We start from the raw sequence: 13,070 nt of genomic DNA, 5'->3' as shown, positions 1-13,070 counted from the left end.
GACGTATTCACGCGTGTTCGAAATGCTCTTATCCCGACGGTAAACGGATGACTGAACTCCAATTCTCAAGCACCACCTGCTTTTGACTTTTATAAAAAAGGTGTTTTATGAAACGCTGGTTTTTATCAACTATTACGGCACTCTGCTTACTGGCAGGAGCAACGCTTGTTCATGCTGCGGGGTTGCAGGTTTATCACCTCGAAACAGAAAACACGGTCAACCCCACGGGTATTGACCGCACTGACCCGCGACTCTACTGGCGCTTGAAAAGCGAAGACGCAGGGCAAAAGCAAACGGCCTGGCAAATTCTGGTCGCCAGTAGCGAAGCGCAATTGCAGCGCAATCGCGGCGACCTGTGGGACAGTGGCAAGCAAAATTCTTCCAAAAATATCCACGTACACTACGCCGGAAAACCTATTAAATCTTCCCAGCAAGTATTCTGGAAGGTAAAAGTCTGGGATCGCGATGGTAAAGCATCCGATTGGAGTGAAACCTCAAGCTGGACCATGGGCGTGTTAAGCCAGGAAGAATGGAAAGGCGTTTGGATTACGCCACCGCAAGCCATGGAATCTGCATTGCTGCGCAAAAATTTTGTGGTTAACAAAGGGCTGAAAAGCGCTGTACTACATGCAGTAGGTTTGGGCACTTATGACTTGCATTTAAATGGCAGCAAACTGGGGGAAGATTTACTGTCTCCTGGCTGGACCAACTTTGACAAAACCGCCTTGTATTCCTCCTGGGATATCACCGAGCAATTGCAGGAAGGCGATAACGCGTTGGGCTTTATGCTTGGCAACGGTATGTACAATGTTGTGCCCCGCAACCGCTTCTCCAAATTCGCCGGTTCATTCGGCCCGCTGCGCGCCAACCTGCATTTACAACTGGAATACGCCAACGGAAAAACCGAATTTTTCGGCACCGATGAAAGCTGGAAAGCACACACCGGCCCCTGGGTGTTTAACAGTATTTACGGCGGTGAAGATTACGATGCGCGTGCACTGCCCGCTGGCTGGAGCACCGCCGCATTTGATGATCGCGCCTGGTTGAATGCGGTAATCATTATGCGACCAAAAGGCGAGCTGAAAGGGCAGAGCGTTTCTGCTGAACCGATTCGCATTATTGAAACCCGCCAGCCAAAGGCCGTGCAGGATTTCGCCGATGGCACCAGGGTTTATGACCTCGGCCAAAATACCACCTGGATGCCGCGTATTCGCGTGCGTGGCCCGGCGGGTTCTACGGTGCGCTTGACCCCTTCTGAAATCACCCATGCTGATGGCACCATCAATCGCGATACCACCGGTTTGTCGCATCGCGGCAGTGCCTGGTGGCAATACACCAAAGCGACCGATGAAGACGAAGAATGGGCGCCGCATTTTTATTATGTGGGTTCGCGTTATTTGAAACTGGATGTATTCCCGGCGGATCCGCATGGTCTGGTGCCAACCTCGGCGCAAGTGCCAGCTCGTAAAGCGGGTGATGTGTTGCCGGAATTATTATCCGTTGAAGGCTTGCTGGTGCATTCCATTGCCTCGCCGGTTGGCGAGTTCTCGGCAGCCAATCCGCTGCTGAATCAAATTCGCGACCTGGTGCGTTGGGCGCAGCGTTCCAATATTGTATCGGTACTGACAGATTGCCCACACCGGGAAAAATTGGGCTGGCTTGAACAGTACCATTTGAACGGCCCTTCCATTCGTTACGAGTTTGATATGGCCAGAGTCTTCACCAAAAGTTTGCGCGACATGCGCGATTCACAAACCGAAGAAGGTGCGTTGCCCAATATCGCGCCGGAATACGTTCAATTCAAAGGTACGTTTCGCCACGCGGCAGAGTGGGGCGCTTCTCTGATTCTGGTGCCCTGGCAGCAGTATCAATTTGAAGGCGATACCGATTTATTACGTGAATATTACCCGGCCATGAAAGCCTACTTTGCCCATCTCAAAACCCGAGCGGATGATTATATTCTCAGCGAAGGTTTGGGTGACTGGTATGACCTGGGGCCGGAAAAACCCGGCAAGGCGCAGTTAACCTTCCCGGATTTAACCGCAACCGCGTTCCTGTTTTATGATGCAAGTGTGCTGGCGAAAATTGCTGACGTACTGCATGAAAAAGCCGATGCAGAAAATTTCCGCAATGAAGCGGCTGCAATTCGTAAAAAATTCAACAGTACTTTCTTCAATGAAGAAAAAGGTTATTACGCTGGCAACTCGCAAGCCGCCAATGCCTTGCCACTGGAGTTGGGGCTGGTAGAAGAAAGCCAGCGGGATCGTGTTTTTGCCAACCTGGTGCAAGACGTTATTGACCGCGACTATGCCATGACCGCTGGCGATGTTGGCTTCCGCTTTTTGTTGCAAGCGCTTTCCAACGGTGGCCGGGCGGATGTGATTTACCGCATGATCAACCAGAGCGACAAACCCGGTTACGGTTATCAAATTAAAAAAGGCGCAACCGCGCTGACCGAATCCTGGGACGCCAACCACACCGCCTCGCACAACCATTTTATGCTCGGGCATATTATTGAATGGTTCTACAAGGATCTGGTCGGGATCGGCAGTAGCCAGGATGAACCTGGTTTCAAAAAAATCCGCCTCTATCCGCAGCCGGTTCGCGAGCTGGGTTGGGCGCAAGCCACTTATCAATCGGTGCAGGGGCCAATCAGCGCCCGGTGGGATTTTGAAAACAACGGCTGGCGCTATCGCGTAACCATTCCTGCCAACACCACCGCCGAGGTTCACTTGCCCGGCAAGGGTGAGGTAACCCTGAATGGCAAGCCTGTAACCGATACCAAAACCATTGAGCCGTTACCGGGTAACGGTTTGCGTCAGGTTTATCGGGTACCTTCGGGCAGCTATGATTTTTTTGTAGCCAATGAGTAAGGTGTAGTTTTGCTTCGCCTCCGGGGTGCATTTTCTACAGGAATGCACCCCGGGAGGGGAAAATCTGTCAAAAGTTGTGAGTTGAGTAATAATCCCGCAAGTAGAGTGTTAAGCTTTTGCACTCGCCGCCGATAGTATTTCGAAGACTGCCCACGCCAGACTTTTTCGCACACTGGATTTTTCGACAGACCCTCCCACTCCCAAAGAAGATCACCATGCACACAACTCTCAAAATGCGTTTGCTTATCAGCAGCCTGGCCGCCGTTCTGGTCACGGTCATCACCCTGGTAAGCCTCACCACCTACTTCATCCGCGAGGATGCGATGGCGGATACGCAGGAGAAAATAGACCAGTTGGCAACGACCTTTGCTAGCGGCGTAGGTCAGTGGATGGAGGATCGGAAAAACACCATCAACAGCGTAAGACTGATGATTGAGGCAGACCCGGAAGTCAATGTCCGGCCTCACTTGCTACAAGCGCAAAACGCCGCCGAATTCGGCTCCACGTTTTTTGGCAACGAAGACGGCGTAATGATGTATCAGGATGCGTCGCTGGATAATGCCAGTCTCGATCCGCGCACACGCCCCTGGTATATAGATGCAAAAGCCGCCGGTGCCATGGCAATTACCGCGCCCTACATCAGCTCTTCCCTTCAAAAACAGGTCGTCACCATTGCCGAGCCGGTCAGGGTTTCCGGTCAGCTGTTCGGTGTGGTTGCAGCCAATTTAACCATTGAGCAATTAACCGACGCGGTTGCAAAACTGCATGTTCCCGGCAATGGCTACGGGATTATGGTGCACAAAAACGGTTTGGTTATCAGCCATCCCGACAAAGCCCTGAATGAAAAACAAATCACCGATGTCACTCCGGGTTTTACAACGGCCTGGTTGTCCCAATCGCTGAGCAGCACCGCGTTGCACGAATACACCCTGGATGGCGCCATTAAACTGGTGTACACCACGGCAATTCCCAACACCGATTGGGCGCTGATTTTCGTAATGGACAAGCAGGAAATCATGGCGCATTCCACTCAGCTGGCGTGGATTATGTTTGCGGTTGGTGTTGCTCTAATTGTGCTGTTTGGTTTAATTCTGGTTGCCGTTTTCAAACTGCAATTCCGCGATCTGGAGCGTGTTGCCCAGGCGCTCCACGACATTGCCGAAGGTGAGGGCGACCTTACCGTCCGTATCAAAACCGCCAGCCAGCACGATGAAATTGGCAAACTTGCGTCCGGCTTCAACCGCTTTGTTGAACGCTTGCATGGCATGATTTCGCGTATGCACGATATCGCCGGTCAGCTGGAAGGGCAGGCAAAAAACACCAGCGATTCCGCCAACAAAACCAGCCAGCGTATTGAAGTACAGCAGGACGAAGTCACTATGGTTGCCGCCGCTGTTACGGAAATGGCCGCCGCCACCCAGGAAATTGCCAGCAACGCCGAACACACCGCGCAAACCGCACAGGATGCGGTAAGCCTGTCCGATCACGGTAAACAGCAAGTACTCAAAAGCCAGAACTCCATTCGCAATCTGGCGAATGAAGTGGATACCGCCAGTGCTATTATTGGCGAGTTGAATGCCCACTCTCAGGAAATCAACAGCATTTTGTCCACCATCAGCGGCATTGCCGAGCAAACCAATTTGCTGGCATTGAACGCGGCCATTGAAGCGGCGCGTGCGGGTGATCAGGGGCGTGGCTTTGCGGTAGTTGCCGATGAAGTGCGTGTACTGTCGCAACGCACCCATTCATCGACGCAGGAAATTCAAAAGATGATCGAAACCCTGCAACAAACCGCTGGCAAAGCCGTAAAGTCCATGACGCAAAGTCACGATATGGCCGAAACCAGCGTAACCGACGCTAACTCCGCCAGCGAAAGCCTGGTAAAAATCAGCCTGGCCATCAACGAAATTTCCGGCATGGCCATCCAAATCGCCACCGCCGCCGAAGAACAAACCTCGGTCACCAGCGAAATCAACAGCAACACCGAATCTATCCGCGCTGTTTCAGAAAACCTATCCACAGAAGCACTGGCTTCCAAAGCGCAGTCTCAGGAATTGGCGAGGCTTGCTGAGTCACTGCAGCATGAGGTGGGGCGGTTTAAGCTTTGAGGCTGTTATTGGATAAGTCTTAAAAGAGATGAAAGTAAAATTGGAAAATCCTACTTAAAAATTGTAGCTGTAACTTGTATAAAATGAATTCACCATTCAATCTGATTATTGGAAAATTCTGATTTCGAACAAAGTAGCATTCTGATCTGAATGCTGCTTTGTTCGAGAGGCTCGATTGCCATTTTCTTTTTAGATTACTCGATGCTTGAAGTTAGATTACTCGATGCTTGAAGTTTTCCATCCATTTAATGAGTTCCAGTACATCTTGCTCGAACTCCTCAATCTCCAGCGGAACTTGGGGTAATTCATCCGCTTGCGAATGTTCGTAAACCGAGTACTTTGTCATCAACCCATCCAGGAGATCGCAGTCCTCTGTCACAACTTTGGCGATACCTCTCAGCTTCCCTTTGGTCATAACGTCACGCCTGAAGCGCACAACTACGTCGTTCAGAAGAATGAACTCCACTGTTCGCTCCAGGATGATTCGAAAATCACTACATGCACTCTTTACGGTGAGGTCATAACCGTCTGCGTCGGCATCGGCCTGATGCTTTTTGAGCCTCGGGATGACGTGATCTCTAACCGCATTAAGTGCCTTGTCGGGCTTGGCGTCCCGCAGACTGTGTTGCGCCAGAATTCCCGAAACCTTATCCAGCCGTCGAAGCGACTGCACGGTGTGGGTAATTTTCTCGTTAGCCGGATTCTCACCGTGTTTTTTGATTACAGCCTCAACGAGTGCAATCAACGAGAGGCGGTGAGTGAAGATGATGACCTGCCGGGTCTTCGCCAACTCGACAAGCCGGGTAACAACCCTCTCCTCGAAATCCTGATCTAAAGACGAAATCGGGTCGTCAAAGATGAACGGGGCAAGCTGGTTCGAACCAGTTGTGTCAGCCAGGAATGCCGCCAGCGCAACAATGCGGGTTTCGCCTTCACTGAGTACGACATCGGGAGTGAATCCAGCCCGAGCACCGACAAGGGCGAGCCCAAATGTGATAACTCCTTTTCCTTGAGCCCTGCTCTGCGGCACAACTGGCAACCGCCGTCCACCAAGGGACTTCAACTCCGCATCAAAGCGGGCCTGATATCCAGCATCAAGCTCGGTACGCCCAAGCTCGGTGCGCTTGGTTGTCAACGAATTGGTGGCCGTTAACTTAGTAGCTTTATCCAGCAGATCGACAGCTACTAGCCGCTCACGCTCTGCGAGAATCGCTGGCTTGTTCTGGGACAGCCACTGAAGCGCCTTGAGTTGCTTCACTCGCTTCTCGACCTGCTGCCGCTGCCCATCCTGCTGCAGCTGGGCGAGGCTGGTCTTCTCAGCAAGCAAGTCGGCAGCTCGTTTTTCCAGTGCCTGATCGATAGGAGCCCAACCGAACACAGAGATATCTCCCACGGCAGCACATTCCACAAACTGTGCTCGCCTAGACTTCAACGACTCATACCAGGCACGGGCCGTGGCTTCGTCGAACTGCAACTGAGCCAGGCGCGCAATCCAGTCTTCAATCGAAGGCACCTGAATTACCTTCGCGATCAGTGCCGCACTGGCGGCCTCCGCAGTTTTCGCCGCAGTCTCGAGACCCGCGGTGACGAAAGCCTCGAAGCTTTTGAGCCGAGTGGCGCCCTCAGCCGTAAGCTCTTGCTGACAGAGCACGCAGTGCGCACCGTCTGAAGTAACGGGAAATTCGTGACCATGGTATGCATGAGCAACGGAATAGGCGCGCGCCTGCTCCCACATAAGTTTCCAGGCCGCCTCACCAACGCCTTGGAGAGGAGCATTCGCGAATGCCTGCTGCGCAACTTCGTTGGCCGTCTTTCTCGCCGCAACCGCCGATACTTTTGCCTTCGACAGCTCATCAGCCTTCTCGTCGGTGAGGCCTTCTTTCAACAGTTTCATTGCCTGCTTGATACTTTCGGTGGCAACACTTTCCTTGCCAATAGTAACCAAGCGACCCGCGATGTCTTTTTCCGCGAGCAGAGCCTCAGCCTTGACCCGCTCGTCGTCCAAATCTTTTCCATACCGGCAGTACGCCTCGACCTTCTCAGCAGAAGCGGAGGCTTTGAGAGAGGAGAACCAGGCCTTCTCAGCGGTATCTGAGAGATCACCTGGGAACTGTGGAAGGGCACTAACGAGCTTTCCCTTCTCCCGCCCCAGCTCATCAGAAACCATGCCCGAAATCTGAATGAGCATGGAGATGAACCGCATGCTGCTCGGCTCATAGCTTGACTCAGTGCGCCCCATGTACTGAGTTGCGGCTTTCGAATCAAATACTTGGGCGTACTTGAGCATCGCATGGGGCTCGGCGCCAGGATGCCAATTGATATCTCGGGAATTGCCATCAATCGTGATTCGGCATTGAGCACTGCAAGCATGCTCTTCATCGCTGAATACGTTCGGGCGGATTTCGTCCCGTGAACGAGATCCACAAAGCTGTTTGAGCAGACGAGCAAAACCACTTTTCCCCGAACCATTTTGCCCGTAGATGACAGTCAAACTGCCCGTTCCGAATGGTAGAGATGCCCCAAGTTTTATCGCGTTAACCCCGAAGACTTGGGTTACCTCTTCGACCCGCACAACCCGTTGCACCGCCCCAGCCGAAAATGCACCAGGAGCCACCTTCAGGAACCCAGGGTCACCCTGCTTGGCCGCCTCCAGCTTGCAGAGTCGAACCAGCTCTGCAAGCTCACCCTCATTCGGCAAGCGTTTGTTATCGATGAGCTGTTTGGCGGCTGTCTGAAGCCAGCCATTACGGTCATTCAGCCACTTTTCGAAGTCACTGACTCCAACCGCTTCATTCGCTAGATCAGACATCCTTGCGTTCCTTTCTATCGAGGTAGTTATAAAGCTTTGTTATAAATTTATAATTTCGATGAATTAATACAATGACGATGAGAGATTGCTATCCTGCTCTGAATAACAATTCACCAAATGGCGCATGAACTGTTGTATAGATGAGTTTTGGCCGTCATATACTCTTTATCTGTCAGTAAGCGGTGCTGTGCACCCCCGTCTTGATCTCAATTTTATTTGTTATTTATTATTGACCATGAATTCACTTGATTGGTTTGTATTGTAAATTCAATGCCACCATTTCGGATGTAAAGCTCGTTTCCAAGCCTCGATAGTATTACAGAGTCTTTTAAAACACATTGATTTGTTTCGTTCTCTGATGGAGTGATTCCTAATAGCTTTATGGTTTTGCATGCAGATTCTTTTAGCACGATTGATTCTGCTTTAAAGTTACCGAATTTATATGCTTCCATAACTCCGGTCGGTATGCGATGTATAACTTCGAAAGATGACAAGATGAAAATCAAAACTCCAAGCCCTAAAGCTAGGTAATATTTTATTGCCTTTATATTGCCAGGCTTTACTGCTACAAGGAAGTTTACAAAAACAATGACAGCTACAGTAATGCCAATAATTAATGGCGATCCCTTTGGTGTGTTATGAGCAGATGACGTAATCTTAATGATAAGAAAAGTTGGTAGCAGCATCAAACAACTAGTGAATAATGAGGTTGCGAGAAAAGAGCCGATCTCTTCAGATAGCTCCTTTTTTGTCAGTTGTCTTTCCTTTCTAATTAATAACCAAAGAAGTGCAACACCTAATGCTGTACACGCTAGAGTTGCTGGCCAGTTAATGGATGTAAAAAACAATAGAAAATAAAAATATACCATAGGTGCCAGAAACCACTTGGCTACGCCTAGGTGTTTTTTATCGCCATTTTCATTTTCCCATAGGTGTTTAAGTTTGGAGCTGTTTGCCCAGGCATTACTCCAATAGGCGCCAGGAATGACGAGAATGAGCAATAGCAAGAAAACAGTGATAATAGTGGTAATTGCTGCAGCAGATAAAACTGTAATTGATGATTTTAGGTCGAAATCGGGCATGTATCCGATATATGCATAGTAAGAAACAAACATTCCTCCACCAATTAATAGGTAGGAAGACCAAAATAGTGTCCCAACATTTTCGTATATGTAATCTTTTATTTTTGAGTAATCCAAAAATTTTACCTAGTCTCCCTTAGAGTTTTATGCCGATTTGGTCGGTCTGGTTCGCAAAAATTTTTCGATAGAATCTGTGTCTTGTTGATTCAATTGCTGATGGCCAAAACATAAAGAGTAAATCTTTTATTGTCCTTTTGATGGTTTATATGTTGCAAACCGTCCAGTGTGAATCATTGATAATAATCGTGGTGCATATAATTGCAAGCGATTTTTGGTGCCACATCTACTCACAAAAAATTCCGATAATTAATAAACTCGCATCCGATCGAAAAAATCAGTTTCACTCTCTGTATCAAACAGATCCTCATTAGGTGTGAGGGCTTACTTACTTTTAGCGGCTTTGTTTTCGCACTCTTTATGAAATTTGCTGCTAAGGTATTTAGACGCGCTTGGAGCTTTATGAACTTTTATTTGAAAATTGCGAGACACGAATGGGAGTTGATTAATGATCGATGAAGGTTTTTCTTGTCGTTTTTCCGTAACAGATGGAAAGAAGTTTTCGTTGAAGGATTGGCTTACCTTGCCTGATGACTTGCCTCCGGAAGAGGAAGTTGAGCAGTTGCTGAAGCAGCGGGTGAAGGAAATTTCTGATTTACAGAACGTGCTTTATGCAGACCATAAATGGTCGGTGTTATTGATTTTTCAGGCGATGGATGCGGCGGGGAAGGATTCTACGATCAAGAATGTTCTGTCTGGTGTTAACCCGCAGGGGTGCGAGGTGCATAGTTTCAAGCAGCCTTCGGCGCGGGAGCTGGAGCATAACTTTTTATGGCGAGCGGCCAAGTGCACACCGGCGCGAGGGAAGATTGGTGTGTTTAACCGTTCGTGGTATGAGGAAACGCTGATTGTTCGGGTTCACCCTGAGTTTCTGGAACCGCAACATCTTCCTGATGGTTTGGTTACGGATAATTTATGGGATGAGCGTTTGGAAGATATTTCGTTATTCGAAAGGCATCTCGCCCGCAGTGGTACGAAGATTTTGAAGTTCTTTTTGAATATTTCCCCGGAAGAACAAAAAAAGCGGTTGCTGTCGCGGATTGATAGCCCGAAGAAGAACTGGAAGTTTGATAAAAGCGATATCGAGGAGCGGACGCACTGGGATGATTATATGCACGCTTATGAACAGGCTATTCAGAAAACTGCCACTGATTATGCGCCCTGGTTTGTTATACCTGCCGATAATAAACCTTACGCCCGGCTGGCGGTTGCCGATGCAGTTTTAGCCGCGTTAAAAACATTGAATTTGAGTTGGCCGGAAGTAAAGGAAGAACTGAAAGCGGCTTTACCGGATTATCGTAAAAAACTGGAAGATAGCTGATGTTTTTTCAGAGAGCGATAAACACGAGATCGGTATGAGGCGAGTTTGTCGTTAGGAAGCTTGTTCCAAAACTGTCGAGTCATGGATGACTCGACAGAGCTACAGGGAGGTATTTATGTGTTTTTGGAACAAGCTTCCTAATGACAAACGGGTAGGCGGCACCTGGTAGCCTAAGTCTCTAAAGCCCCGGAAAAACCGGGGCTTTTTATTGAATGTTATTATCTTAATTTCAACAGCTTTTGAGTTTCCGGTACCATCAAGCTTCCTTTATCCGCCGGTGCTGCTTTTCTTATCAGCATGGTTGAACTGACGGTCGGGCAGGAGCCGGTTGCGCGGAAGGCCAGTGCGGTTGCCAGAATGGCTTCCTTGGGATCTCCCAGCTCGTGGTTAAGGTCGTCGTCCACAAAGCAACCCTCTACTCGTGTTTTACCATCCGAAGCGGTGGCAGGAGAAAAGCCATCGCTGTATTCTCCAAAACCTTTAGCATTAACACCGGCCAATTGAATGGTGTAATAAGTGGTACCGCAGTTAGGTTCCGGGTAATAACCATAGGGTTTTCCGCAGGTGGTGTCACCGATTAAATAAACAGGAATATCGGCACCGCGCAAGCCGTTGATAATGGCTTCGCTGGCGGAGCAGGTTTCCCGCGAAGATAAAATGAATACCCGCTTTAAATCCAGTGTGGGCAAATCCAGATATTGGTTCTCACCGTAGAGGCCGAAATCCAGGAATGGGAACGGCTCAAGCACAGGTTTTTTGCTGTTCTCTAGTTGTTCGTAAAATACTTCCGACTGGATATTGCTGCCTGCCAGCATGTAGCTAACCTGGCTGGCAATGGATAACAAACCACCGCCGTTGTAACGTAAATCCAGAATGACATCATTGACGCCCGCTTGTTTTAATTGCCGAATGGCAGTTACCCATTGATCCTGCGCTTTTTGAATGTGGCTATTAAAAACGATATAACCAACTCTATCATTGCCATTTTCCAGCACTTTGGTAGTTAACACAGGAGAAATGGCGATATCAGCAGACTGTAACGTCACTTTACGTGGTGCAGTTGCTTCTGGCTCTAATAAAGTAAAATGATTTATTGCGTTCGCTCTGATTGGATTCAATCCATCACTCAGTACCATTATGCCTTCCATGCTCTCTTCATGAACCAGATCGTAACCGTTAATTTCGAGAATTTTTGTACCGCGTATGATTCCTGCATTGGCAGCAGGGGAGCCGGGTTCGACGTAAGCCACATAATAGGCGCGTGGAGGAATGACGGAATAGTATCTTAACTTCATGCCGTAAGAGTAGGTTACACCCGCGTCCCAGGCCTCGGCATATTCGGTCGGTTCTGAAAAATGGAAGTTATCCCTGAAACTGCCGGATTCCGTTAGTGAATGGGTAACTAACCAGGAAAAATATTCCTGTGCAGAATTGCCGAAGGTGGGGTCAATGTCCGGTAATTCACCAAACCAGAGATAGGTTTCATGGCTCCATGAGCGGAGGAAATTTTTTTCATCAAGGAGTGTGCCTTGTTTATCCGGAAATGCGATGCCGGTGTACTGGCTGTAACCGACACGTGGTGTTTCGCAATAATCTTTGTACTCGCTGGAATCGCGATAAATACCTTGTACCCATTCGGCACTGGATACGGAACTGGCACTGGATGATGAAGACGAAACCGAAGAGCTGGAAATAATGGGAGGGCTGGAAGAGTTTGATGAACTGGAGGCTGCGCCACCGCTGCCTTTATTACTGCTTCCGCCGCAGGCCGTGAGTGTTAATGCCAGTACGCCGGTTAATAATAAAACCAGACATGGCTGGCTGCAAAAAGAGGGATTGGCCATGTTGGCCGGTTTCAAAAATATTTTCACAGTGGTTTCCTTCAGTCCTTAATACCGGGAGCGCTATGCCCACCGGTGGCGAAGAATAAAAGAAAACGCCGCGAAAGGCCACGTCGCATGAGTAACCCCGCCGACCATAACCCTGTGGTATAGCTACCGAAAGTTCAGCCCGGTGTTCGTTTAAAACTGCGCATGACAAATTGCTGCTGAAAACCGAGTTTCCGGTAAATGCCCTCGCCAGCAGGGGATGCTTGCAGTGTCATATACGCGTAGCCCTGCTGTTTTGCCTGGCCTATGATGAATTGCATTAGTTGCATCGCAATACCTTTGCCACGCCCGTGCGGTGCTACGCCGACCATATGCACGCCAATAGTGTCGCCGGTGGCGAATAACAGTGCGGTGGCTATGGCTTGCGGTTGGTTTTTTTCATTTACCAACAGCAGTTCAATATCCGCTTGCCCCGGCAGTCGTGCAATCACCGTTTCATCAATGGCATATCCAAATGCTGCGCTGGCAACGCGTGTCCATTCTGTTACCTGAGTCGGTGTTGTCACTTTATAAATAGTCAGGCCGTTCTCGCTGGTATTGCTACTTTCGTTAAGATCGAGATACATACCGGTTTGCAGTAAGGTCGGTGCAAAACCTTGCAAACGCAATTCTGCTTCAAGTTCTTCATCCTGCTGTGTATTGATACCCCACACCGGAACCATAATGCGCACGGGAAAATGTTTAATCTGCCCGGTAAAATGTGAAACGCGATCGCTGCTTGCAAAAGCATCCAGCCAACAGCGGTTGGGCCAGCTGGGGGACTGAAAAATATCCGTACTGTCACTGACAAAAGCGGGCGGTTGTGCGCCGAGTTTTTTCCACAGGTTGGTTAAATTATTCAGGTTACGTGCCTGTAATATTGCGTTCATGC

7 protein-coding genes are annotated in these 13,070 nt (G+C 49.2%); 3 read left to right on the top strand and 4 right to left on the bottom strand.

Going from position 1 to position 13,070, the window contains the following annotated elements:
• Positions 1-107 precede the first annotated feature (107 nt).
• Positions 108-2,873 (top strand): family 78 glycoside hydrolase catalytic domain, encoded by a 2,766-nt coding sequence (locus C4F51_RS13690; protein ID WP_193910699.1) that lies wholly within the window; start codon positions 108-110, stop codon positions 2,871-2,873.
• A gap of 215 nt (positions 2,874-3,088) precedes the next feature.
• A complete protein-coding gene (locus tag C4F51_RS13685; RefSeq protein WP_193910697.1) occupies positions 3,089-4,981 on the top strand; it encodes a methyl-accepting chemotaxis protein in 1,893 nt (630 codons plus the stop codon).
• Positions 4,982-5,192: 211 nt separating this feature from the next.
• On the opposite strand, the gene C4F51_RS13680 is transcribed toward C4F51_RS13685, so the two are convergent.
• A complete protein-coding gene (locus C4F51_RS13680) occupies positions 5,193-7,790 on the bottom strand; it encodes an AAA family ATPase (RefSeq protein ID WP_193910695.1) in 2,598 nt (865 codons plus the stop codon).
• 212 nt (positions 7,791-8,002) lie between these two features.
• Positions 8,003-8,989 carry a hypothetical protein gene (locus tag C4F51_RS13675; protein WP_193910692.1) on the bottom strand — a complete coding sequence of 329 codons (987 nt, stop codon included), beginning with the start codon at positions 8,987-8,989 and terminating at the stop codon, positions 8,003-8,005.
• Between the two features lie 448 nt (positions 8,990-9,437).
• Here C4F51_RS13675 and C4F51_RS13670 point away from each other — a divergent pair, with 448 nt between their 5' ends.
• Positions 9,438-10,310, top strand: coding sequence for a PPK2 family polyphosphate kinase (locus C4F51_RS13670; RefSeq protein ID WP_193910690.1), 873 nt, complete (start codon positions 9,438-9,440; stop codon positions 10,308-10,310).
• Between the two features lie 218 nt (positions 10,311-10,528).
• On the opposite strand, the gene C4F51_RS18355 is transcribed toward C4F51_RS13670, so the two are convergent.
• Positions 10,529-12,181, bottom strand: coding sequence for a S41 family peptidase (locus C4F51_RS18355; protein WP_193910688.1), 1,653 nt, complete (start codon positions 12,179-12,181; stop codon positions 10,529-10,531).
• 134 nt (positions 12,182-12,315) lie between these two features.
• A complete protein-coding gene (locus tag C4F51_RS13660; RefSeq protein ID WP_193910686.1) occupies positions 12,316-13,068 on the bottom strand; it encodes a GNAT family N-acetyltransferase in 753 nt (250 codons plus the stop codon).
• Between the last annotated feature and the right edge of the window lie 2 nt (positions 13,069-13,070).

The organism is Cellvibrio polysaccharolyticus (genome assembly GCF_015182315.1).
Taxonomy (GTDB): Bacteria; Pseudomonadota; Gammaproteobacteria; order Pseudomonadales; family Cellvibrionaceae; genus Cellvibrio; species Cellvibrio polysaccharolyticus.
This window is presented reverse-complemented; position numbering and strand designations above follow the sequence as displayed.